The 23,440-nt window shown below is 71.1% G+C and carries 21 protein-coding genes; 11 read left to right on the plus strand and 10 right to left on the minus strand.

What is annotated here, in order from left to right; genetic code table 11:
- Nucleotides 1-135 precede the first annotated feature (135 nt).
- Both tuf and ACWD5F_RS31880 read left to right on the plus strand, forming a co-directional pair.
- The gene (tuf, locus tag ACWD5F_RS31875; protein ID WP_451259651.1) at nt 136-1,305 is read left to right on the plus strand and encodes an elongation factor Tu; all 1,170 of its coding nucleotides are present in this window, start codon (nt 136-138) and stop codon (nt 1,303-1,305) included.
- Nucleotides 1,306-1,448: 143 nt separating this feature from the next.
- Complete coding sequence (locus ACWD5F_RS31880; RefSeq protein ID WP_451259653.1) at nt 1,449-2,294, plus strand: spermidine synthase; 846 nt, start codon at nt 1,449-1,451, stop codon at nt 2,292-2,294.
- A gap of 45 nt (nt 2,295-2,339) precedes the next feature.
- On the opposite strand, the gene ACWD5F_RS31885 is transcribed toward ACWD5F_RS31880, so the two are convergent.
- Both ACWD5F_RS31885 and ACWD5F_RS31890 read right to left on the minus strand, forming a co-directional pair.
- The gene (locus ACWD5F_RS31885) at nt 2,340-3,305 is read right to left on the minus strand and encodes a threonine ammonia-lyase (protein WP_451259655.1); all 966 of its coding nucleotides are present in this window, start codon (nt 3,303-3,305) and stop codon (nt 2,340-2,342) included.
- A 27-nt stretch (nt 3,306-3,332) separates the two neighbouring features.
- Nucleotides 3,333-3,782 (minus strand): nuclear transport factor 2 family protein, encoded by a 450-nt coding sequence (locus tag ACWD5F_RS31890; RefSeq protein ID WP_451259657.1) that lies wholly within the window; start codon nt 3,780-3,782, stop codon nt 3,333-3,335.
- A gap of 114 nt (nt 3,783-3,896) precedes the next feature.
- Between ACWD5F_RS31890 and ACWD5F_RS31895 the strand changes: the two genes are divergently transcribed.
- The gene (locus ACWD5F_RS31895; protein WP_451259659.1) at nt 3,897-4,538 is read left to right on the plus strand and encodes a TetR/AcrR family transcriptional regulator; all 642 of its coding nucleotides are present in this window, start codon (nt 3,897-3,899) and stop codon (nt 4,536-4,538) included.
- On the opposite strand, the gene ACWD5F_RS31900 is transcribed toward ACWD5F_RS31895, so the two are convergent.
- The gene (locus ACWD5F_RS31900) at nt 4,498-5,511 is read right to left on the minus strand and encodes a hypothetical protein (RefSeq protein ID WP_401725798.1); all 1,014 of its coding nucleotides are present in this window, start codon (nt 5,509-5,511) and stop codon (nt 4,498-4,500) included. The two genes, ACWD5F_RS31895 and ACWD5F_RS31900, sit on opposite strands and share 41 nt — an antisense overlap.
- A 178-nt stretch (nt 5,512-5,689) precedes the next feature.
- On the opposite strand from ACWD5F_RS31900, the gene ACWD5F_RS31905 reads away from it, so the two are divergent.
- On the plus strand, nt 5,690-6,127 hold the full coding sequence (locus ACWD5F_RS31905; protein ID WP_401726178.1) for a DUF4442 domain-containing protein: 438 nt from the start codon (nt 5,690-5,692) through the stop codon (nt 6,125-6,127).
- An 18-nt stretch (nt 6,128-6,145) separates the two neighbouring features.
- Here ACWD5F_RS31905 and ACWD5F_RS31910 read toward each other — a convergent pair whose 3' ends face one another.
- On the minus strand, nt 6,146-7,693 hold the full coding sequence (locus tag ACWD5F_RS31910; RefSeq protein WP_451259661.1) for a hypothetical protein: 1,548 nt from the start codon (nt 7,691-7,693) through the stop codon (nt 6,146-6,148).
- A 141-nt stretch (nt 7,694-7,834) separates the two neighbouring features.
- Nucleotides 7,835-8,824 (minus strand): UTP--glucose-1-phosphate uridylyltransferase GalU, encoded by a 990-nt coding sequence (galU, locus tag ACWD5F_RS31915; protein WP_451259663.1) that lies wholly within the window; start codon nt 8,822-8,824, stop codon nt 7,835-7,837.
- Nucleotides 8,825-9,187: 363 nt separating this feature from the next.
- On the opposite strand from galU, the gene ACWD5F_RS31920 reads away from it, so the two are divergent.
- From ACWD5F_RS31920 to ACWD5F_RS31935, 4 genes are all read left to right on the plus strand, one after another.
- Nucleotides 9,188-11,092: a ricin-type beta-trefoil lectin domain protein gene (locus ACWD5F_RS31920; protein WP_451259665.1), complete on the plus strand. Its 1,905-nt coding sequence runs from the start codon at nt 9,188-9,190 to the stop codon at nt 11,090-11,092.
- Nucleotides 11,093-11,428: 336 nt separating this feature from the next.
- On the plus strand, nt 11,429-13,894 hold the full coding sequence (locus ACWD5F_RS31925) for a beta-glucosidase (protein WP_451259667.1): 2,466 nt from the start codon (nt 11,429-11,431) through the stop codon (nt 13,892-13,894).
- Between the two features lie 5 nt (nt 13,895-13,899).
- Nucleotides 13,900-15,468, plus strand: a complete 1,569-nt coding sequence (locus tag ACWD5F_RS31930; RefSeq protein WP_451260114.1) for a carboxylesterase/lipase family protein — start codon at nt 13,900-13,902, stop codon at nt 15,466-15,468.
- A gap of 106 nt (nt 15,469-15,574) precedes the next feature.
- Nucleotides 15,575-16,225 (plus strand): DedA family protein, encoded by a 651-nt coding sequence (locus ACWD5F_RS31935; RefSeq protein WP_124000551.1) that lies wholly within the window; start codon nt 15,575-15,577, stop codon nt 16,223-16,225.
- 25 nt (nt 16,226-16,250) lie between these two features.
- Here the strand turns inward: ACWD5F_RS31935 and ACWD5F_RS31940 are convergent, their stop codons facing one another.
- On the minus strand, nt 16,251-16,784 hold the full coding sequence (locus tag ACWD5F_RS31940) for a gamma carbonic anhydrase family protein (protein ID WP_451259669.1): 534 nt from the start codon (nt 16,782-16,784) through the stop codon (nt 16,251-16,253).
- A 75-nt stretch (nt 16,785-16,859) separates the two neighbouring features.
- Between ACWD5F_RS31940 and ACWD5F_RS31945 the strand changes: the two genes are divergently transcribed.
- On the plus strand, nt 16,860-17,654 hold the full coding sequence (locus ACWD5F_RS31945; protein WP_451259671.1) for an acyltransferase: 795 nt from the start codon (nt 16,860-16,862) through the stop codon (nt 17,652-17,654).
- Nucleotides 17,655-17,667: 13 nt separating this feature from the next.
- Here ACWD5F_RS31945 and ACWD5F_RS31950 read toward each other — a convergent pair whose 3' ends face one another.
- Nucleotides 17,668-18,525, minus strand: a complete 858-nt coding sequence (locus tag ACWD5F_RS31950; protein ID WP_451259673.1) for an EamA family transporter — start codon at nt 18,523-18,525, stop codon at nt 17,668-17,670.
- 92 nt (nt 18,526-18,617) lie between these two features.
- Here ACWD5F_RS31950 and ACWD5F_RS31955 point away from each other — a divergent pair, with 92 nt between their 5' ends.
- A complete protein-coding gene (locus ACWD5F_RS31955) occupies nt 18,618-19,193 on the plus strand; it encodes a helix-turn-helix domain-containing protein (protein ID WP_451259675.1) in 576 nt (191 codons plus the stop codon).
- 29 nt (nt 19,194-19,222) lie between these two features.
- Nucleotides 19,223-19,783 (plus strand): YbaK/EbsC family protein, encoded by a 561-nt coding sequence (locus ACWD5F_RS31960; RefSeq protein ID WP_451259677.1) that lies wholly within the window; start codon nt 19,223-19,225, stop codon nt 19,781-19,783.
- A gap of 78 nt (nt 19,784-19,861) precedes the next feature.
- Here the strand turns inward: ACWD5F_RS31960 and ACWD5F_RS31965 are convergent, their stop codons facing one another.
- The 3 genes from ACWD5F_RS31965 to ACWD5F_RS31975 all read right to left on the minus strand — a co-directional run bounded on the left by ACWD5F_RS31965 (nt 19,862) and on the right by ACWD5F_RS31975 (nt 23,366).
- Nucleotides 19,862-21,031 (minus strand): 4-hydroxybenzoate 3-monooxygenase, encoded by a 1,170-nt coding sequence (locus ACWD5F_RS31965; RefSeq protein WP_451260115.1) that lies wholly within the window; start codon nt 21,029-21,031, stop codon nt 19,862-19,864.
- Between the two features lie 155 nt (nt 21,032-21,186).
- Nucleotides 21,187-22,824 carry an APC family permease gene (locus ACWD5F_RS31970; RefSeq protein ID WP_451259679.1) on the minus strand — a complete coding sequence of 546 codons (1,638 nt, stop codon included), beginning with the start codon at nt 22,822-22,824 and terminating at the stop codon, nt 21,187-21,189.
- Nucleotides 22,825-22,958: 134 nt separating this feature from the next.
- Nucleotides 22,959-23,366, minus strand: a complete 408-nt coding sequence (locus ACWD5F_RS31975; protein WP_451259681.1) for a CoA-binding protein — start codon at nt 23,364-23,366, stop codon at nt 22,959-22,961.
- Nucleotides 23,367-23,440: the final 74 nt, after the last annotated feature.

The raw sequence follows: 23,440 nt of genomic DNA on the forward strand, positions 1-23,440 counted from the left end.
CCCGTCATCGTCGCCGCAGTCGACGGCGCTCGAAGCTGACCCTCTCCGGATCGTCCGGCGGACCCCGCAGGGGGAGGGTCGGCGAGTCCTTGGGGTCCCCGCTTTTCACCACTGAAGAGGCTTCGAGGTACAGCCATGCCCAAGACGGCATACGTGCGCACCAAACCGCATCTCAACATCGGCACCATGGGCCACGTCGACCACGGCAAGACCACTCTGACCGCCGCCATCACCAAGGTGCTCGCCGAGCGCGGCACCGGCACCTTCGTGCCGTTCGACCGCATCGACCGCGCCCCGGAGGAGGCGGCCCGCGGTATCACCATCAACATCTCGCACGTCGAGTACGAGACCGACACCCGGCACTACGCGCACGTGGACATGCCGGGCCACGCCGACTACGTCAAGAACATGGTCACCGGCGCCGCGCAGCTCGACGGGGCGATCCTCGTCGTCTCCGCGGTCGACGGGATCATGCCGCAGACCGCCGAACACGTCCTGCTCGCCCGCCAGGTGGGCGTCGACCACATCGTCGTCGCCCTCAACAAGGCCGACGCGGGCGACGAGGAGCTCACCGACCTCGTCGAGCTGGAGGTCCGCGAGCTGCTCACCGCGCAGGGCTACGGCGGCGACGCCGTACCCGTCGTACGGGTCTCCGGACTGAAGGCGCTGGAGGGCGACCCGCGCTGGACGGCGTCCATCGAGGCGCTGCTCGACGCCGTGGACACGTATGTGCCCATGCCCGAGCGGTACTTGGACGCGCCGTTCCTGCTGCCGGTGGAGAACGTGCTCACCATCACCGGCCGGGGGACGGTCGTGACGGGCGCGGTCGAGCGTGGAGTCGTGCGGGTGGGCGACCGGGTCGAAGTGCTCGGCGCCGGTGTCGAGAGCGTCGTCACCGGCCTGGAGACCTTCGGCAAGCCCATGGACGAGGCGCAGGCCGGCGACAACGTGGCGCTGCTGCTCCGCGGGGTCCCGCGGGACGCCGTGCGGCGCGGGCATGTGGTCGCCGCGCCGGGGAGCGTCGTGCCCAGTCGGCGCTTCGCCGCCCAGGTGTACGTCCTGTCCACGCGTGAGGGTGGGCGGACGACGCCGGTCGCGACCGGGTACCGGCCGCAGTTCTACATCCGGACCGCGGATGTGGTGGGCGATGTCGACCTCGGTGAGGTGGGGGTCGTGCGGCCCGGGGAGACGGTCACGATGACCGTCGAGCTGGGGCGGGACGTTCCGCTGGAGCCGGGTCTGGGGTTCGCCATCCGTGAGGGTGGTCGGACCGTCGGGGCCGGGACGGTGACCGCCCTTGTGTGAGGGGGGTTGAGGTGAGTGGGGGACTGCGGGCCCGCTGTGGCTGGTCGCGCCCGCGCGGCGGAGCCGCATGTGGACCGCAGTCCCGCGCCCCTTTCAGGGGCGTATCCGCGACGTCGACTTCCAGCACCGGAGACAATGAGGGCGTGAGCGAGCCCATACCCGTGATGCGCGATGTCGATCACGGCACCGCCAAGCTGATGCCCGACGTCGACCGGAAGCGGGCGTGGTTGCTGACGGTCGACGGGGCGCCGCAGTCGTACGTCGATCTGGACGAACCGGCGTACCTGGAGTTCGAGTACGTACGACGGCTGGGGCATGTACTGGACACCGTCGCCGAGCCGGGGCGTCCGCTGGACGTCCTGCACCTCGGCGGCGGGGCGCTGACGCTGCCGCGGTATGTGGCCGCGACCCGGCCGGGCTCCCGGCAGCAGGTCGTCGAGAGGGATCAGGGACTGCTGGACCTGGTCGTGGAACACCTGCCGCTTCCCGCCGGCGACGACATCGCCCTGCACACCGCGGACGCGCGAGCCTGGCTGGAATCGGCCCCAGCGGACTCCGCCGACGTCCTCGTAGCCGACGTCTTCGGCGGCTCACGGGTCCCGGCGCAGTTCACGTCCGTGGGTTACGCGCGCGAGGCCGACCGGGTGCTGCGCGGAACGGGCGTCTATCTGGCGAACCTCGCCGACGCCACGCCGTTCGCCTTCCTGCGCTCCCAACTCGCGACGTTCGCCACGGTGTTCGAGGAACTGGTCCTGATCGCCGAACCGGCCGTCCTGCGCGGCCGCCGCTTCGGCAACGCGGTCCTGATCGCCGCCCACCACCCCGTGAACACCGCCACCCTGACCCGCCTCACAGCCGCCGACGCGTTCCCGGCCCGGGTCGAACAGGGCGCCGCCCTACGGGATTTCATGCGCGGAGCACAGCCGGTACGGGACGAGGACGCGGTGCCGTCGCCTGAGCCACCAGAGGGGGCGTTCGGCATCGGCTGAGCCGGTTGCCCGTCGCCCTCGCTGTAGCCGCCGTCGATGGAGGCCCTACTGACCCATGACCCACCCGCGATAGGCCTCTCCATCGACGTTGCTCCCGCACACCACGGTGACCACATGGCGTCCGGCGAAGCGGGTGGGGTTTTCCAGGAGGGCTGCGATGCCGAGGGCGGCCGAGGGTTCGACGACGAGGCCGGCCTGGTTGAAGAGCATGCGCATGGCGGTGATGATCGAGGACTCCTGGACCAGGACGGCGTCGTCGGCGACCAGGAGGAGGTCGTCCAGGACGGCCGGGATGGGGCGGCGGCCGTCGACGCCGTCGGCGATCGTGTCGGTGGACTCTGTGGTGATGACTCGGCGGTTCCGCCAGGAGTGGGTCATCGCCGGTGCGCCCAGGGGCTGGACGCAGATCAACTCGACTTCGGGGGCGAAGGTCTTGAGGACATGGCCCACTCCGGTGGCCAGTGCCCCGCCGCCGAGCGCGATCAGGACGGTGTCGAACTTCGGCTCGGTGTCGACCAGTTCCAGGCCGATGGTCGCCGCGCCCTCGCAGGTCTCGATGTCCAGGCTGTCCTCGACCAGCCGGATGCCGTCGGCCCGCGCGATGTCCGCCGCCCGCTCGCGGGCCAACTCGTGGTCGCCGTCCACCAGTTCCAGCCTGGCGTCCAACGCGCGGATGCGATCCAGCTTGGCCGCGGTCGCGAAGCGGGACGACACGACGGTCACGTCGAGTCCTCGGGCACGGCCGGACCAGGCGAGGGCCTGGCCGAGATTGCCCGAGCTGGCGCACACCGCGGCTCGCCGGCCGCTGTCGGCGAGCAGACTCGCGACCACTTCGGTGCCGCGGGCCTTGAAGCTGCGGACGGGGTTGGCCGTTTCGAGCTTGATGCTCACCGCGCACCCGAGAGCGGGCTCCAGCGCCTCGCAGCGGTACAGCGGAGTGTCGAGGAAGGTCGGGTCGATCAACCGGCGGGCTGCTCGGATCCGTTCGGTGTCCAGGCGCGTCTTCTGCACGGGACGGAGCGTAGTGCCGACGGCGCCTCAGGCGGTGCTGTCGGTTCGTATGTCCGCGACCAGTGCGTCGAGTTGGCCCCGGACCCGGGCCCCGGTGAGGTGGTCGAAGTAGTCGCGGGACTCGATGATCTGGCCGTCGCGTACCCGTAGGACGAAGATGCCCGGCAGCCTGAAGGGTTCGCCGGTCTCCGCCACCGTTCCCTCGTACGCGAACTCGGCCACGATGACCTCGGGATCGGTCGTCTCGTGGATCGTGATGTCCGTTGCCCGGCGGTGCAGTTGGGGCACCTCGTCGGTCGGGGTGAAGTGCTCGCGCAGTTCCTCGCGGGTGCGGAGGGCGGCAGCTCGGAGCGGGTGGAAGGGGTGGACCACGTCCGTCCGCTCCGCGTACAGATCGGGCAGTTCGCTCCAGCGGCCCTCCGCGACGCCGTTGACGAGCGCGAGGAACACCTCGCGCGGGCTGAGGACTTGGGTCATGGCACTCTCCTGACGTCTGCGCCGACGGGCGGTGGCATCGAACTACTATCCGGAGTACGGACTCCGAGTATACGGAGTCGCGACTTCGGATAACGGCGTACGAAGGAAAGCGCGATGAGCAGCACCCCGGGCAAGCAGGAGACGGGCGGCCGGCGGCCGCAGCGCGTCGACGCGCGGTCCAACCGTCAGCGGATCCTGACCGTCGCCGAGGAGGTCTTCGGGAAGGGCGGACAGTCCGCGTCCACCGAGGAGGTCGCCCGCCTGGCGGGCGTCGGTATCGCCACCGTCTTCCGCCATTTCCCCACCAAGGCGGCGCTGTTGGAAGCCGTACTCGTGCAGCGCTTCGACCGCCTGCGCGAACAGGCCGAGACGCGGCTGCACGCCACGGACCCGGGCCCGGCGTTCTTCGACTTCTTCGGCCACCTCGTCGCGGACGCGGCCGGCAAGATCGCGATAGGCGAGGCGCTGCTCGACGCCGGTGGTGACCACGGCGGCGACGCCGCCCGTGCATCGGACGGACTGCGTGGAGCCGTCGGCGCGCTGCTCCGGCGCGCCCAACGCGCGGGCGCCGTCCGGGACGACGTCGAACTGCCCGAGGTCTACGCCCTGCTCGTCGCCACCTCACAGGCCTCCGCGCGCGCCCACCTTCACGAGGAGGTACGCGCGCGGATGCTCACCATCGTCTTCGACGGCCTCGCGCCACAGAAGGCGACGGTCACCCTCCGGTCGGCGTCCCCGCCAGACGTACCGTGCTGAGGATCTTCATGATCGTCGCGTCCGGGACCTCGCCCTTGACGCCCGTCGCCCCGTACAGGCTCCAGGCCACGAAGTCACCGGCGGAGTTCTTGAAGCCGAACGTGATGGCCTTGCCGTCGCTGTTGCACTTCGACTTGCCGATCTGCGGGCTGTTCTTGGAGCGGGCCCAGGCGTAGCTGCCCTCGATGCCGGCCTTCGTCGTGTACGCCTTGGCCTTCTTGTCGAAGGTGAGGCTCTTCTTGTCGGGCTGCGTGTAGCCGCCGAAGACCCACCAGGGCACCTGGTTCACGGCGACCTCGTTGGTGTCCTTGGCGCCGTCCGAGCCCTTGGTGCCGACGGCGGCGAGCGGGGTGTCGTCCGTCCGGCCGTCCTTGTCGTCGTCGGAGGTGCACCACTTGGACTTGAAGTACGCCGGCGCGGACATCACGATGAGCGGCTTGGCGTCGGCGTTCTTGGCGCTGTCCTCGAAGCCGATCGTCAGGCCGGGGGACTGCACCTCCCAGTCCGCCGGTACGTCGAAGGCCGTGCCCCACTTCGGGTTGGTGACGACCTTCCAGCCCGGGATGGTCGCCTTCACCGTGTCTCCGCCGCGCGGGTTGGCGTCGGAGACCGACGGGCTCGGCTCGGCGGGCGCGCTCGTCGAGGGCTTGGTGTCCTTGTCCTTGGCGTCGTCCGCCTTGTCGTCCTTGTCGCCGCCCAGGACCAGGAACCCGGTGACGCCCGCCGCCACGACGACGGCCGTGGCGGCCACGATCGCGACCAGTTTCGTACGGTTGCCGCCGCCACCGCTCGGCGGCTGGGGTGGGCCGACCGGAGCCGGAGAACCCCACTGCGGCTGCTGCGCATAGGGGTTGGGCTGCTGGAATCCCGGCTGCTGATACGGATTCGGCTGCTGATACCCCGGCTGCTGGTACGGGTTGTTCTGCGCTTGCGGGTTCTGCTCGCCCCCGGGCGGCTGCTGTCCTGGCCACATGGTGAGCCACCCTAGCCCCGCCCAGGACACGATTCGGTCACCGCGGCTTGTCAGGGCCGTAGCAAAACGAGGGCCCTCGGGTGCGGCATCGGGCACGGCATCGAGACAGGAGTCACCGCGCATATCTGGCCACCCGTCGCTACTCGTGGGTAACATGCCGGTCATGAGCGCAGATCAGATGTCCATCGGCGAGTTGCTCGCCGCCACGGTGCCGATGGTTCGCACGCTGAACCTGGAGTACCTGGAGACCACTCCGGAGCGTGCCGTCCTGGCGCTGCCGGACCAGAGCGAGTACCGCAACCACGTGGGCGGGCCGCACGCCGGAGCCATGTTCACGCTGGGCGAGTCGGCCAGCGGCGCGATCGTGCTGGCCGCGTTCGGCGACCAGCTCTCGCGTGCCGTGCCGCTTCCGGTCAACGCCGAGATCGCGTTCAAGAAGATCGCCCTCGGCCCGGTCAAGGCCACCGCCACCCTCGGGCGCCCCATCGCCGACGTCATCGCCGAACTCGACGAGGGCAAGCGCCCGGAGTTCCCCGTGACGGTCGCCATCCAACGCGAGGACGGAGCGGTCACCGGCGAGATGACGGTGCTCTGGACGTTGCGTCCCAACGGCTGAACTCGTGTTCGGCGCCCTCTACCAGCGGATTGCGTCCGGTGGCAGGGCCGGGTTCATGGCCGCCGCGAAGGCCAGCTCCTCGTCGTCGAGGAGTTCGGCCAGCCGGGACCATGGAAGATGCGGGTGGCGCGTCGCCGCGGCCCGCACGGCAGGGTCCGGATCCCGGGTGAGCCGCTCGACGACGGCCGGTTCCGTCCCGGGATCGCGGGCGGCCAAGGCCCGTACCTCCGGGTCCTCGTGGTCTGCGAAGGCGGCCAGTCCGTCGGTCGGGAAGTTCGGCCGGCTGGTGAGGTGGTCGCGCTCGGGGCCGGTGTATTCGAGGAAGCTGCGCAGCAGCAGGGGCGCGGGGGCGTCCGGGTGGTTCTGGGCCAGCAGGACGCGTACGCCGAGGTCGTCGTCGGTGGCGAGGCGTGCGACGAGGTCCGGTGGCAGCAGGTGGTCCCGTGCCGCCTCCCGGCGCAGCAACGGGTGGTTGGAGAGCGCGTTCCGGCGGACGGTCCCTGGATCCCGGGACACCTCGTACGCAGGGTGGAAGACGAAGGGGCGGTCCATGGGGACCGCGTAGTCGATCCGGGCCCGTTCCTCCTCGCTCAGCGCGGGGTGGACGGACACCGCCAGGCGGACCCGCGGGTCCGAGTCCGTCGCGAGTGTCCGGCGCTCGGCCGGTCCCAGGTCGGCGCGGCGCGCGACCGTCACGCGTACCTCCGGGTCCGGGTCGGTGGCGAGTGCGTGGCGCTCGGCGGCTCCAAGGTCGGCGCGGTGCGCGATCTCGCTCCGTACCTCCGGGTCCGGATCGGCGGCCAACAGGACCACCACGTCGGGCGGGAGGCTGGGGTTACCGGCGATCATCGCCCTGTCCTCCTTGCCGACGGGACTCGTGAGGACACCGTCCACCACAGCTCTGCTGAGGGGGGCGTGCAGCAGCATGTCGGTACGGCCGTGGCACGACCGGTCGGGGAGTTCGGCCTCCACCCACGCCGGATCGTCGAATTGAGCGCTCCGCCGCGCACTCTCCCGGACCTCGTCGTCAGGGTCCGTGAGCAGTGCGGCCCGGACGTCGGCGGACAGCGACCGCCACGCCATGCCGATGCCCCAGCAGCGAGCCTTCGGGACGGGGTGCGTGGGCAGGGATCGACGCAACCCCGGGGAGAGCTGCTGGTAGAGCAAGCCCCCCAGGGACTCGTTGTCGTACGTGCTCATCATGTGGACGACGGTCTCGTCGGGCAGGGGTCTGGGCTCGGCGGGGGCGTCCCACCGTGGTCCGTCGGCGAGGTGGGCGCGCACGAACCACTCGGGATCGTCCACCAGCCGTGCCCGTTGGGCCGGATCGACATGGGGATTACGGGCGAAGAAGCTGCGGGTGCGGGTGTCGGGGTGCGCGATCACCGCGTCGACGACGGCGTCCGGCAGGACCCGGTCCCGGCACAGCACCATCCGCACCGCCAACGGCGCGTCGGCGAGCAGCCGCAGCAGGACGGTCTCCGGCGTCGCCGGGTTGAGCGCCAACCCGGCGAGCCGACGAGCGGGGAGATCGGCGTCCGCCCAGATCTGCTCAGGCGTAGGCATGCCTTGTGCCCCCCCCATGTGTGTCGACCGGTCCCGTGAAGCTCCTGGTCGACGACCCTATCCGGGGGTGGGACGGGGGCAGCTCGGGACGGTACGAGGCTCCGGTCGGCTGCGCCACCAGCCGACCGCGCCCTCGACCGACTAGGCCACCAGCCGTCGCCCCGCCGCCGTACTCCTTCCCTCCCCGCTCTCCAGTCCCGCCACGAACTCCTTGAGCCACGCGGTGAATTCGGGGCCCAGGTCGTCGCGGTCGCACGCGAGCCTGACCACCGTGCGCAGATAGTCCGCCTTGTCGCCGGTGTCGTAGCGCAGGCCGTCGAAGACGACCCCGTGGACGGTGCCCTCGGCGGCCAACTGCTGGAGCGCGTCGGTGAGTTGGATCTCGCCGCCGCGGCCCGGCGGGGTGCGTTCCAGGGTGGCGAAGACGGCCGGGTCGAGGACGTAGCGGCCGATGACCGCGTACCTGCTGGGGGCGTTCTCGGGGGACGGCTTCTCCACCAGGCCGGTGACGCGGACCACGCCGTCCTCGTCGGTGGGCTCCACGGCCGCGCAGCCGTAGAGGTGGACCTGCTCCGGCGGCACCTCCATCAGCGCGACCACGCTCCCCGCGTGCCGGTCGCGGATGTCCAGCATCCGGCTGAGCAGGGTCTCGCGGGGGTCGATCAGGTCGTCGCCGAGCAGGACGGCGAAGGGCTCGTCGCCGACATGGCGGCGGGCGCAGAGCACGGCGTGGCCGAGGCCGAGCGGCTCGCCCTGGCGGATGTGGTGGATGTTGGCCAGCCGGGCCGGGTCGCGCACGGCGTCCAGACGTACGGCGTCGCCCTTGGCCGCGAGTGCCTGCTCCAGTTCGAAGGCGTTGTCGAAGTGGTCCTCGATGGCCCGCTTGTGGCGACCGGTCACCATCAGCACGTCGTCGAGGCCGGCCGCGGCGGCCTCCTCGACGACGTACTGGATGGCCGGCTTGTCGACCACCGGCAGCATCTCCTTGGGCGTGGCCTTGGTCGCGGGCAGGAACCGGGTGCCGAGGCCGGCCGTCGGGACGACGGCCTTGCGGACCGAGCGGGTCGTGCCGGCCGTGCGAGCCGGAGCGGGGACTGACGTCGGGGTGTTCGACGTGTGGGGGGTGATCATGCGGCCCATGCTTGCGCGGGCGGATGAGAGCGGGCCGAGAGGCACCTCGGAGGTCGCTGTGGAGCCGTCCGGGAACTTGGAGATTTGGTGTGCCAACCGTCTTTGCGTGCACACATGTGGAGGGCCAACCGGCAGGTAACTCGAATATGGGTGCGGATACCGTCGGTAACTTATCTGAAGTTTCCGCGTTTTGAACTTTGGTCACTCGAACTTCTTGTTTCCTGTGAAGCGATTGTGCGAAGGTGAGCGGCCTTATAGCACACCGCGTCAGGCGTGTCGTAGGTATGCACCATTCAGGCAACCTGCTTTCCGGTGGACAGGCATTTGCCTTGCCGGTCCTGCGGCTTGGAAGGAATTGGTTCAGTGCAATCCCCTTACCCCCCACTCCCTCCGTACGCGCCCCGCCCCGGGTCGGACCCCGGCGAGTCCGACCGCGAGCTCCTGGCGCAGGCGGCTCAGGGCCCGGCGAGTGTTCCCGGCGCCCGCGCGAGCGCGTTGCTGCTGGCCCGGCACTGGAGGGCGACTTACGAGTACGCCGTCATATGCCTGGCCACGGTGGAGCACCCCGCGTCCATGGCCGCCACCGCCGCCTTCCACCGGGTGCTCGACAAGACGTCGGGCGGCGCCCTGCGCCCCCAACTCCTGGTGGCTGTGCGGGAGACGGTCAAGGAGTGGGTCGCGGACGACCGGATATCCGCCGCCCTGCCGGAACTTCGCAAGCCCACCGGCGGTCGCGGGCTACGGGCCGCGCGGGCCGAGACGTCCGAAAGGCGGCGGCTCGCCGAGCGTGCTTTCCGCAAACTTCCGGGCGCTTCCCAATGCCTCCTGTGGCATGTGGAGGTCGAGGCCGAACCCATAACCGTACCGGCCGGTCTGTTGGGTGTGGACCCCGGTACCGCCTTGACCGCGCTGGACCAGGCGCGCGAGCAATTCCGCGTCGGCTGCGTCCGCGCCCACCACGATCTCGCGCCCTCCAAGGAATGCCGTTTCTACAACCGTCTCCTCGATGTCCCGCTGCGCCGGGGCGGCGCCCTGCTGCCGGACGTCCGTCAGCATCTGGTGCACTGCCGTTACTGCCGCTTCGCCGCCGAGCAACTCAGCTATTTCGAGGGTGGGTTGGGGGCGCTGCTCGCGGAGACCGTGCTCGGCTGGGGCGCCCTGCGCTATCTCGAATCGCGTCCCGGCCGCAGTGCCGAGCGGGTGGCGCCCGGGCGACCGGCCCCGGCCGCGGTCATCGGCCGGCACCGTCCCGTCATGCCGCGCAGGCACACCAAGGCGGCCGTTGTGGGTGTCGGTCTGACCTCACTCGCCCTGCTCGCGACGGTCCTCGTCGCCAAGGGCTGGTCCGACGACAACGGTGTCCCCGACCCGCACGCCACCTGGGGCGCTCCCAGCGGCAACACCACCCTCCCGCAGCGCTCGGCGGAAGGTGCCTCGGCCGACGGATCGTCACCCTCGGCCGCCTCGGTGGGCCAGCCCGTGGAGGTCGGCCGCGGCCGGCTGCGCAACCCCGCCGACGATCTCTGCCTCGACATCAAGGGCGGCCGGGCCCTGCCGGGCGTCGCCGCGGTGCTGGCGGACTGCTCCACCGCCGCCTCCCAGCAGTGGTCCTACCAGGACGACGGGCTGCTGCGCAGCGGCGCCGACCCGACGCTGTGCCTGGACGCCGAAACGGGTTCCGGCGGCGGCTCGGTCGTCGTGGCCGGCTGCCTCGTTCACGCGGGCGAGGTGCGCTACGACCTCACGGTCCGCGGCGAGTTGCTGCTGCGCGGCGGCAAGGGGCTCCTCGTCGCGGCCGGCCAGGGCAAGAAGGCGGGGGACGTCGTCGTCGCCGGACGGGACGGGTCCGCCCGGCAGCGGTGGGTGCTGGAGGCGGGCGTCGGCGGCGACGGCAGTGCCGCCGCCGGGAACTCCGGGGGCGCGGAGACCGAGAACGGGGGGCCGGGGGCGAACGGCCGGCCCGAGGGGGATTCCGCCGCGGGCGGTGCCGAGGGGTCGCCCGGCATCGAGGGCCAGCCGCAGCCGTCCCAGAGCGGGCTGCCCGGTGACGGACAGTCCGAGGGTCAGCCGTACGAGACGCGGGTCGCCCAGGTCGGCGACGAGTCCGGGTCCGGGGGAGCGGTCGATCCGGCCCCCGCGCAGGCCCCCGCCGTCCTGTCCGACACCACGGACGGTCTCCGCAAGCTCCCGGCCGAACTGCTGGACACGGTCGCCGCGATCACGACCCCGCTGACGACAGGGCTCGGCTCGGCACTCCGTCTGCACTGAGCCACGGCACGGCCAGCCACCCCGGGACGCTCTCCGCAGCGCCTCCCGGGGTGGCCCCGTTTCCGGTCCCGTTTCGGCCCAGTTTCCGGCCTCGCTTCCTGTTCACCTTTCCTGTTCACCTTCGGGTCTTGTCGGCATCGCGCCCTTTCTCGTTCAGGTCATTGACACGAGTCACCACCGGTCATAGTTTTCCCGCCGCGCCAGTGGTGTCTAACGGGGTGTCAAGTCGGTCCTGACGCATAGTGCGTTCAGTTGCCGAACACGGACACGGACCGGGGGCGCCGGGCGCACTGCGGTCCACATCGTCGTGCCCGCACACCGAAGGAGTGACGGCCCATGTCCGACACCGTCTCCCGGCGGTCCGCCCTGCGTCTGCTGGGCGGATCGATCGCCGTCGCCGCGGCGGCCACCGGCGGTCTCACGCCTCCCGCCCGCGCGCTGGACAGACCCGACGCGGGGGCCGGCCCCCGCGTCGAAGGCCTCGTCGCCAAGCTCACCCTCGACGAGAAGATCTCCCTGCTGCACGGCGCCACCGACCCGGCCTCGCTCGGCCAGGCGGGCTACGTCCCCGGAGTGAAACGCCTCGGCATCCCCCCGCTCCGCCTCGCCGACGGCCCCGCCGGCGTCCGCGTCACCCGGCACGCCACCGCCCTGCCCGCCCCCGTCCTGCTGGCCTCCGCCTTCGATCCCCAACTGGCCCGCCGCTACGGCCAGGTCATCGGACGCGAGGGCCGCGCGCTCGGCCAGGACGTCCTGCTCTCCCCGATGGTCAACCTGATCCGCACCCCGTACGCGGGCCGCAACTTCGAGACCTTCAGCGAGGATCCGCTGCTCGCCTCCGGACTCGTCGCCGCCGAGATCCAGGGCATCCAGGGCGAGGGACTCATCGCGACCGTCAAGCACTTCGCTCTCAACAACCAGGAGAAGGACCGCGACTCCATCGACGTGCGGGTCGACGAACAGACCCTGCACGAGATCGAGTTGCGCGGCTTCGAGGCGGCCGTCGACGCCGGCACCGGCGCGGTGATGGGCGCGTACAACAAGGTCAACGGCACCTTCTCCTGCGAGAACAAGACCCTGCTCACCGACATCCTGCGCGAGCAATGGGGCTTCGAGGGCTGGGTGATGACCGACTGGTTCGCCGCCCACAGCACCGTCAAGGCCATCACCGCGGGCCTCGACATGGAGATGCCCGACGGAACCCATTTCGGTACGGCGCTCAGGACCGCCGTACGCAACGGCAGCGTGCCCGAGCGTTACGTCGACCGCGCCGTCCGCCGCCTCCTCGCCGTCATGGACCGCTTCGGGCTGCTCGACGGCAGCGCCCCGCCACGCCCCGACCGGGACGCGCGGGCGGGCGCGGCCGTCGCCCTGGAGATCGCCAAGGCGGGCGCGACCCTGCTGCGCAACGAGCGCCGCACCCTCCCGCTGTCCCCGGGCGGCAGCGTCGCGGTCGTCGGTCCCACCGGCGCCCTGCCCTTCGTCAGCGGCGGCGGCAGCGCGCACGTCGTCCCCGACCACGCCGACAGCCCGCTGGACGTCATCAAGTCCCGTGCGGGGAGCGTCACTTACGCCCTCGGCGAGGACCTGTTCGGCAAGGCGATCCCCGCCTCGGCCCTGAGCCCGGCCTTCGACAGCGAAGGCCAACAGGTCGGCGCGGGCGCGAGTTGGACGTACGACGGCACGCTCACCGTCTCCGACGCCGAGGAGTGGACCTTCGTCATCCACTACTCCGCCGTCCCCACGCTGCGCCCCAAGGTGCTCCTCGACGGCGCGGACCTCTTCCCGCTCGCCCCCGGCTACGGCGAGTACTTCTCCGGCGGCCTGGTCTCCGCCGCGCCGGACGGGCTGGCGGTGCGCCGCAAGACCCTGAGCCTCACCAAGGGCGCCCACCGGCTCCAGATCACCGCGCAGGGCGGGGACGCCGGGCAGCTCTTCCGGCTGCGCCGCATCACCGCCGCCACCCGGGCGCAGGATGTCGCTGAGGCCGTCGAGGTCGCACGCGCCGCCCGTGACGTCGTCCTCTTCGCCCACGAGGACGCCACCGAGGGACTCGACCGCACGAGCGTCGCGCTTCCCGGCAACCAGGCGAAACTCATCGCGGCGGTCACGGCGGCCAACTCCCGTACGACCGTCGTCCTCAACACCTCGTCCTCGACCTCGATGCCGTGGCTGAGCGGCACGGGTGCCGTGCTTCAGATGTACTACCCGGGCCAGGAGGGCGCCGCCGCCACCGCCGCCGTCCTGTACGGCGACTGCGACCCCGGCGGCCGGCTCACCCAGTCCTTCCCGGTCGACGACAACCACCACCCCGTGGCGGGAAACCCGCGCCGCTACCCGGGAGTCGGCGGCATCGAGGAGTACTCGGAGGGCATCCACGTCGGCTACCGCTGGTACGACGCGGAGGGCGTGCGGCCCCTGTTCCCCTTCGGCCACGGACTGTCGTACACCTCCTTCTCCTATGGGGACCTGGCCGCGCACTGGACCCGGCAGGGTCTCGACGTGAGCTTCGCGGTGCACAACACCGGTCGCCGTGAAGGGATCGCCGTGCCGCAGGTGTACGTCGGGCGGTCGCCGGAGCTCCGACTCGACCAGGCGGTACGGGTGTTGGGCGGTTACCGGCGGCTCGCGCTGCGGGCGGGGGAGCGGCGTCGGGTCACCGTGCGGGTCGACGCGCGCACGCTGTCGTCCTGGGATCCGAAGCGGCACGGCTGGGTGCTCGGGACCGGACGCCGGGCGGTGTGGGTCGGGGCGTCGTCGGGGGATCTGCGGTTGCGGACGAACGTGGAGGTGGCGCGGTGACACGGATGTTGCGGCGTTTCGGTATCGCTCTCACGGCCCTCGCAGTCACGCTCGTCTCGCCCTTGCCCGTCGCCTCGGCCGGCGAGTCGGGCGCGGCGCACGGCGGACCGGTCGTGCACACCGACGCGGGTGCGGTGCGTGGTCGAATCACCGCCGAGGGACGGCAGTTCCTCGGTATCCCGTACGCCGAACCGCCGGTCGGCAAGCTGCGCTGGCGGAACCCGGAGCCCGTCCGGCCCTGGCAAGGGGTGCGCTCCGCGCTGGACTTCGGCAGCAAGTGTGTACAGACGTCGAGTTGGGACCCCGGATACGAGCAGCCCTCGTACACCGAGGACTGTCTCGACCTGAACGTGTACGTCCCGAAGGGGTCCGGGCGGCGCGCGGTCATGGTCTGGTTCCACGGTGGCGGGCTCACCGCGGGCGCCGGGCAGGACGTCGTGCCGGACGCCTTCGCGCGGCAGACCGGGACCGTCGTCGTGACCGTCAACTACCGCCTCGGAGCGATGGGGTTCCTCGCCGCGGCGGGCCTCGACGACGAGGTGCGCGACGGTGTCTCCGGCCACTTCGGCCTGCTCGACCAGCAGGCCGCCCTGCGCTGGGTGCGCGCCAACATCGGCCGCTTCGGCGGAGATTCGGGCCGCGTGACCATCGCCGGCGAGTCGGCGGGCGGCCGTTCGGTCTGCACGCAGCTCGCCTCGCCGACCGCGAAGGGTCTGTTCCGGGCCGGGATCATCGAGAGCGGGGCCTACGACGACTGCGGCGCCCGTACGCATCGGACGGCCGTGTCCGAGGGTGCCGCCTTCGCGCGGAAGCTCGGCTGCACGACCGTCGCGTGTCTGCGCGGCAGGTCGGCCGCCGAGATCCTCGCCGCCCAGGACGACTTCGACTGGGCGCCCGTGGTCGGCGGGACCTTCCTGCCACGGCAGCCCGAGGAGGCACTGGCGAAGGGGGCCGCCGCCGGGGTGCCGGTGCTGAACGGGGCGAACCACGACGAGGGACGGCTGTTCGCGTTCTCGCGATTCGACCTGAACGGCACCCCGCTCACCGCCGAGCAGTACCCGGACGTCGTGCGCGCCGATTTCGGAGAGGAGGCGCTGGCCCGCTACCCGGTCTCGGCCTACCCCTCGCCGACCATCGCGTACGCCACCGCCCAGGGCGACACCCTGTTCGCCTGCCCGGCGCTGCGGCTCGACGGCCTCCTCGCGAAGCGCGGACCGGTCTACTCGTACGAGTTCGCCGACCTCACCTCGCCGCCCTTCGCCTCCCTGCGCAACCTGCACACCGACTTCGACTTCGGCGCGACCCACGTGAACGAAGTGCAGTACCTGTTCCGGCACTTCGGTCTGGAGTCGCCGCTCAATGCCGAACAGCGGGCGCTGGCGCGGCAGATGGTGGCGTACTGGGGATCCTTCGTACGGGACGGTGTGCCGCGGGCCGTCGGACAGCCGCCGATGCCCCGCACACCGGGCGTGGTGCTCTCGCTGCGCACGGCGTCCAAGGGCGGGAACGTCCTCAGCACCTCCGTCCACCGGGACCACCGGTGCGACCTGTGGGACGGTGCCGCCGCGCGGTGACCCGGTAGGCTTCCCGGCGTGCGCCTCGCGCGGCGCGCGCCGGGAATGCCCGCGTACGCAGGGTACGAGCAGGGCACGAACGGTCACGAATCGGGAGGAACCGGCGTTGCACGTCCAGGAATGGCTCGACACGGTACCCGCGGCAGCCGTCTATGCCGTGGTGGCACTGGTCATCGGTCTGGAGAGCCTGGGCATCCCGCTGCCGGGCGAGATCGTCCTGGTCTCGGCGGCGCTGCTGTCCTCGCAGCACTCAGGCATCAACCCGGTCGTCCTCGGCGCCTGCGCGACCCTCGGTGCCGTGATCGGCGACTCCATCGGCTACGCGATCGGCCGCAAGGGCGGACGGCCGCTGCTGGCCTGGCTCGGCAAGAAGTTCCCACGGCACTTCGGTGAGGGACATATCGCCACCGCCGAGCGGTCCTTCGAGAAGTGGGGCATGTGGGCCGTCTTCTTCGGCCGCTTCGTCGCCCTGCTGCGGATCTTCGCCGGGCCGCTCGCGGGCGTCCTGCACATGCCGTACTGGAAGTTCCTGATCGCCAACGTCCTCGGCGGGATCTGCTGGGCGGGCGGCACGACGGCGGTCATCTACTACGTCGGCGTGGTCGCCGAGGACTGGCTGAAGCGGTTCTCCTACCTGGGCCTCGCGGCGGCCGTCCTCTTCGGGCTCGCGTCGATGCTGGTGATCAGGCGCAAGGCGAAGAAGGCGGCGGCACAGCGGGAGGCGGCCGAGGCGGAGCCCGTCCCGGCCGTCGACTGAGATGTGCCTGTCCCTCGACTGAGGTCTACGGCTTCTCGTACAGCTCGTTGTGCGACTTGGCGAGCTCCGCGTAGAGCGTGCCGTTGAGGGTGAGGCCCTCGCGCTCCTCGACGGTCAGCTCCCGCCGCACCTTCGCCGGGACGCCCGCGACCAGCGAACCCGGCGGTACCTGCATTCCCTGCGGCACCAGCGCCTGCGCGGCGACGAGTGAACCGGCGCCGATCACAGCGCCGTTGAGGACCGTCGCGCCCATGCCGATCAGGCAGTCGTCCTCGACGGTCGCCCCGTGCACCACCGCGTTGTGCCCCACGGACACCCGCTCGCCGACGCTCACCGGGAAGCCCGGGTCCGCGTGGAGCGTGCAGTTGTCCTGGATGTTGGCCCGCGCGCCGACGGAGATCCGCTCGACGTCACCGCGCAGGACGGCGCCGTACCAGACGCTCGCCCCGGCCCCCAGCGTCACGTCCCCGATCACCGAGGCCGTGGGCGCCACGAACGCCGTTTCGTCGATCCTCGGCTCCCTGCCGCCGATGCCCGTGATGAGTGCCTCGTGCGTCATCGACCTCTCCTCGTCGTCGGTACTCAGCGCACCGTACGCCACCCGGTAGGGCGAAGATCACAGCCCCTCGACCTCATGGGTGCACCTCGCCGTCAGTACGGTGAGCGGGTGCCGAAGCGCAAGAACACGTTCTCATCCTGGCGTCACCGTCTCGTCCAGCGCGCCGTGCACGCGGGCTGGGCCTGGGTGCAGCGCACGGGCTCCGTGACCGCCGACTCCCCGGGACGGTTCCGCTTCGGGGCGATAGGAACCGGTACCAGACTCGCCTTCCCGCTCGGCACGGTCTTCGGCGAACCCTGGATCCATCTGGGCGCCCACTGCATCGTCGGCGAACAGGTCACCCTCACCGCCGGCCTGATGCCCGACCTCGACCTCGGCCCCGACCCGATCCTGCGCCTCGGCGACGGCGTGGTCCTCGGCCGCGGCAGCCACGTCATCGCCGACACGACGGTCACCATCGGCAGCGACTGCTACTTCGGGCCCTACGTCTACGTCACGTCCACGAACCACTCGTACGACGATCCCCACGAGCCCATCGGCAAGCAGTGGCCGCGGATGGAACCGGTGGAGATCGGCCCGGGCTGCTGGATCGGCACCGGCGCGGTGATCCTGCCGGGCGCGCGGATCGGCCGGAACGTGGTGGTGGCCGCCGGCGCGGTCGTCCGCGGCGAGGTGCCCGACCACGCGGTGGTGGCGGGGGCACCGGCCCGGGTCGTACGCCGCTGGACGGCCGCGGAGGGCTGGCAGCCGCCGCTCAGGACCCCCGCGCCGGTCCCGATCCCCGACGGCGTCACGCCCGAACAGCTGCTGGCGCTCTCGGAGTTGGACGAGGAGACGGTGGAGCGCCTGGCGCAGCTCGACGTGGAGTAGTGACCTGCCTCGCTCACCCTGCGGCCAGCAGCAACGTGCCGAGGAGGGCCAGGCCCGCTCCCGCCGCCTGGACCGTGCGGAGGCGTTCGTGGAGGAAGCCGCGGGCGGCCAGGGACGTCACCACCGGGTAGAGCGAGGCCAGGACCGCGGCCACGGTGATCGGGCCGTGCTGGGCGGCGATCGAGTACGTGCCGTTGGCCGCCACGTCCGCGAGGCCGACGAAGGCGAGGGTCGGCAGGGAGGCCCAGGGGAAGCCGCTCGGCGGGAGGGCCTCGGCGCCACGTCGGACGGAGACGTACAGGGCGATGCCGCCCGCGGCCACGTTCGTCAGACGCTGCACGAAGAGGGCGAGGAAGAGACCGGTGACGGTCGTCGAGGCCTCCGCGATCAGGGCGAAGACCGCACCGAAGCCGAGGGCCGCGACGAGGGTGAGCACGATCGCCTGGCGCTGGACCGGCGCGCCGCGCAGTTGGGGGCCGCCGGCGAGGACGACTCCGGTGACGGCCACCGCGATCCCCGCGAACTGCGTCAGACCGGGGCGTTCGCCGAGGAACAGGCCCACGCTGACCGGGACGGCCACGCTCAGGGTCGCGAGCGGGGAGACGACGCCCATCGGGCCCAGTGCGAGCGCCTTGTAGAAGGAGATCATCGCGACCGGCCCCGCCAGCCCGGCCGCGACCGCGAACCAGAGGCGCGGTCCCGCCTCGCTCCAGCCGCCCGTGGCCACCACGACCGCGCCGAGCACGGCCGCCGCGATCACCTGCGAGACCACGACCACCGTCAGCGCCGAGAGACGCCGGGTGAGCAGGCCGCCGCCGAAGTCGGCCATGCCCCACAGGAGGCTGGTGGCCAGGGCGAAGAATGCTGTCACGGTCGCCTCGCAGTACAGTTCGGTGAACGATCCGGTGCACCACACCGTAGTTCACTGCATTGAACTCTGTCATTCAGAATATTGGACGTATAGTGGCGGACCTCGACCTGCTGAACCAGTCCCTGGCGCGCAACGTCAAGCGCTGGCGCAACGAACGCGGCTTCACCCTCGACGCGCTCGCCGCCCGGGCCGGAGTCAGCCGCGGCATGCTCATCCAGATCGAGCAGGCCCGCACCAACCCCAGCATCGGCACGGTCGTGAAGATCGGGGACGCGCTGGGCATCAGCATCACCACGCTGCTCGACTACGAGCAGGGCCCCCGGGTCCGGATCGTCCCCGCCGACCAGGCGGTGCGGCTCTGGCACACCGACGCCGGCAGCTACAACCGCCTCCTCGCCGGCACCGAGGCCCCCGGCCCCCTCGAGATGTGGGACTGGCGCCTCATGCCCGGCGACCACAGCCCCTCCGACCCGCACCCCACCGGCACGGTCGAGCTCGTGCACGTCACGGCGGGCGAACTGACCCTCACTGTCGACGGCGAGAAGTACCCCGTCCCGGCCGGTTCGAGCGTCTCCTTCGAGGCCAACAGCCCGCACACGTACGGCAACGAGGGGCAGGCGCCGGTCGAGATGATCATGTGCGTCTCGGTACCCGGCGTGCGCCCCTGAGACCCCGAGGGGTTTGTTAGCGTGCCGCCATGGACGCACCCATCGGACGCTTCGACCACGCCACCCCCGCCCCCGACGCCCTCGACGACCTGATCGGCCCGGTCGCCGACGCCGTGCGCCGGTGGCGCGGCAGCGTCCCCGCCGAGCAGATCCTGTACGTCGAGACGGACCCCCAATGGGCCGACACCGCTGTCTTCGTGGAGCACTACGGCCAGGAGCTGCTCGAGCAGTCGGCCAACTGCGTGGTCGTCGCCGGCAAGCGGGGCGGCGAGACCACCCTCGCGGCCTGTGTCGCCCTGTCCACCACCCGGGTCGACGTGAACGGCACGGTCCGCCGCCAACTCGGCGCCCGCAAGGCCTCGTTCGCGTCGATGGACACGGCGACGGGCGAGACCGGCATGGAGTACGGCGGCATCACCCCGATCGGACTGCCGGAGAGCTGGCCCCTGTTGGTGGACTCGGCCGTCGTCGACCTGCCCTACGTCCTGGTCGGCAGCGGCCGGCGGCGCGGCAAACTCCTCGTGCCGGGCAAGGCGTTCGCCGAACTGCCCGGCGCCGTGGTCCTGGAGGGGCTGGGAGTGGCGGTCTGACCGGGGTGTCCGGTCGTCAGTACGGCTGACCGGGGTCTCTCGTCAGCACGTCCAATCGGAGTGTCCCTCAGCGCCCTGTCAGGTCGCCGAGTCCGCGCCGAGGTACTGCTCCGCGAACGCGCCGGCCGCCGCGGGTGAGGTGAACAGGCGGCGCAGCCGAGCGAGTGTGGTGCCGGCGCGGAACGGGTCGCCGGAGGACGTGCCGTGGTAGATGTCCGACAGCCACAGCGAGAACTCCTGGTAGTCCCACACCCGTTGCAGACACGCGTCCGAGTAGCCGTGCAGGCCGGCCGCCTCGCCCTTGGTGAGGTAGGAGACCAGTCCGTCGCCGAGCAGGAAGGCGTCGTGCAGGGCGAGGTTCATGCCCTTGGCCGCGATGGGGGCCGTGAGGTGGGCCGCGTCCCCGGCGAGGAAGAGCCGGCCGAACACCATCGGTTCGACCACGTAGTTGTGCATGTCGAGGACACGCTTCTCGATCAGCCGCCCCTCCGTAAGAGGCGGCCGGTCGGCGGCACCGAGCCGCTCCTGCAACTCGCTCCAGACCCTGTCGTGCGACCAGTTCTCCGGATCGTCGCCGGGCGGACACTCCAGGTAGTAGCGGGTGATCTCGGGGCTGCGTGCCATGTGCCCGGCGAACCCGCGCGGATGGATGCCGAACACCACGCAGTCCGAGGAGGGCGGTGCCTCGGCGAGCAGCGCCAGCCAGCCGATGCCGTAGTCGTGTCGCGCGATGCGGGCCCGCTCCGGCAGCACGGTCCGCGTCACCCCGCGTGCCCCGTCGCAGCCGGCGACGAAGTCGCAGTGCACGACGTGCCGTTGACCGGTCTCCGGGTCGGTGTACGACACCGAGGGACGGTCCGAGTCCATGTCGTGCAGCTGCACGTCCCGCACGTCGAACCGGATGGCCCCGCCGCGCACGTCCGCGTACTCGCGCACGAGGTCCGTCACGAGCAACGGCTGCGGGTAGACGAAATGGTGATGCCCCGTCAGCTCTTGGTACGAGAACCGGTGGCGCCGGGCCTCGAACCGGAACTCGCACTCGGTGTGCAGCTGCGCCCGCGCCAACAGGTTGTCCGCGAGGCCCCGTTGCTCCAGGCCCCGCACCGCCCACTCCTCGATCACACCGGCCCGGGGCCGGCGTTCTATGAACTCGCGGGTCTCCACCTCCAGGACCAGGCAGTCGACGGAGGCGGCGCGCAGGATGTTGCCGATGGTGAGGCCGGCGGGTCCGGCGCCCACGATCACCACCGGGAAGCGCTGCGCGGACGGAGGCTCGGAGTGGGCGGAGTCGGAGCCGGTGTGGGGGTACTCGGCGTGGGGGGAGGCGAAAGTCACCCGAGCATTATGACGGTGGCCCGTCAGACGCGGCAGGGTTCACCGCGGCCGACGGGCATCGCCGTCCGTCAGTGCGCGGGCGCGTCCGTCACCACGACCTCCTCGATGCTCCGCTCGATCTCCTCGGCCGGGGACGCGGTCGCACGTGCCCAGTAGTAGATGCCGACCGAGAAGGCGGCGATGAGCAGCATGTCCCACCACAGGGCGATCCGGCCCGAGCCGCCGAAGCCGCCCTGCGAGGAGATCACTCCCATGCCCAGCAGATAGACCGGCAGCCACTGGGCGGCCTTGAAGTCCAGCCGGGGCGCGTCCGGTTGGCCGGTCGAGGTCGCGTACCAGGCGTAGCCGCCGAGCAGTACGTAACCGAGGACGATCGCGATGCCCAGCCGCCACAGGGTGTCCCAACCGGCCCAGTAGATGATGAGGTTGGCCACCACGAACGACAGCGGCGAGAGCACCTTGCCGGCCGGCAGCCGGTAGGGACGGTCGTGCTGCGGCAGCCGGTCGGCGAAGACGCCGTACGCCAGGGGCGCGCCCGCGTACATCAGCACGCTCGCCGAGGTGATGAAGCCGACCAGCTCCTGCCAGCTCGGGAACGGCAGGAAGCAGACCACACCGGTCACGAACGAGACGATCAGGCCGAACCACGGCACGCCCCGGGCGTCGGTGCGCGCGAAGAGCTTGGGCGCGTAGCCGTTCTTGGCCAGGCCGAAGGAGACCCGGGAGGTGGCGGTGGTGTAGATCAGGCCGGTGCCGCCGGGGGAGATGACGGCGTCGAGGTAGAGCACCACGCTCAGCCAGCCGAGGCCCACCAGGGTCGCGAGACCGGCCCAAGGGCCGCTGATCCCCTGGAAGTTGAGGTGCGCCCAGCCGTGCGCGAACGTGCTGTGCGGCAGCGCGGCGATGAACACGACCTGGAGCAGCAGGTAGATGACCGCGCCGATGGCGACCGAGCCGAGCGTCGCCCGGGGCAGGTCCCGTTTGGGATTGCGGCTCTCGCCCGCCAGTTGGATGGCCTGCTCGAAGCCGAGGAGCGCGAAGATGATGCCGCTGCCGCTGATGGCGCTGAGCACGCCCTTGGCGCCGAACGGGGCGAAGCTCTCCGAAGTGAAGTTGCCCGGATGGAAGTTGCCGACCGCGATGATGAAGATGGCGCCCAGGGGGACGGCGATCTTCCACCAGGTGGCGGCGCTGTTGGTGTGTGCGAGGGCGCGGACGCCGAAGAAGTTGACGGCGACGAACACGGCCATCAGGACGACGGCCGTGGCCAGGCCGCTCGGGGTCAGCGTGCCGTCGGTGTGCTGGAGGCCCTGGGCCCAGTGCCAGTGACCGGCGTAGCCGATCATCGCCTCGACCTCGATCGGGGCGACGGTCGCGGCCTGCAGCCAGGAGAACCAGCCGAAGGACATGCCGGCCAGACCGCCGAAGGCGTAGTGCGGATAGCGTGCGGTGCCGCCCGCGACCGGGAACATGCCGCCGAGTTCGGCGTGCACCAGGGCCAGCAGCACGATCGCGATCGCGCCGATCACCCACGAGATGATCGCCGCGGGTCCGGCTGCCACGACCGCCTTCTCGGCGCCGTACAGCCATCCCGAACCGATGATGGAACCGACGGAGGCCCACATCAGACCGATGAGTCCGACGTCCCTCCGCAACCCGCTCGGGCCTCTTGTCTCCGCTGCGGGGGCGTGTTCGACGCTTACCATTTTCTCAGCGCCCTCTCATGAAATGTATATAAACTTTCAGTGCCTGAGAGGTTGCATGTTAGGAATCAGAAAAGGGCGCGCAGAAGACCCCTGGCGCAAACTTGACCAGGGTGAGGGGGGATCGTGGACCGCGCCTAACGCAGGCGCGGGATTTCGATCGCGGGGCACCGGTCCATGACCATCTCCAGGCCGGCCGCGCGGGTGCGGTCGAAGGCGCCCTCGTCGATCACGCCGAGTTGGAACCAGACGCCCTTCGCGCCGATGGCGACGGCTTCGTCGGCGACGGCCCCGGCGAGATCGCTGTTGACGAACACGTCCACGACGTCGACCTCGAAGGGGATCTCCGCCAGCGACGCGTAACCCTTCTCCCCGTGCACCGTCTCCGCCTTCGGGTGCACCGGCACGATCCGCTTCCCGAAGCGCTGCAGGACGGCCGCGACACCGTAGGCCGCGCGCTGCTGGTTCGACGACAGGCCCACGACCGCCCAGGTGTCGCCGAGTTCGGTGAGGATCTTGCGGACTGTCGCTGAGTCGCCGTACACGCTCGGTCTCCTCGGATTCGGGGCCTGTACAGGACACAGGACCTGTTACTCAGGCACAACAGGAGCCGGGGCGT

The organism is Streptomyces sp. NPDC002499 (assembly GCF_053595415.1).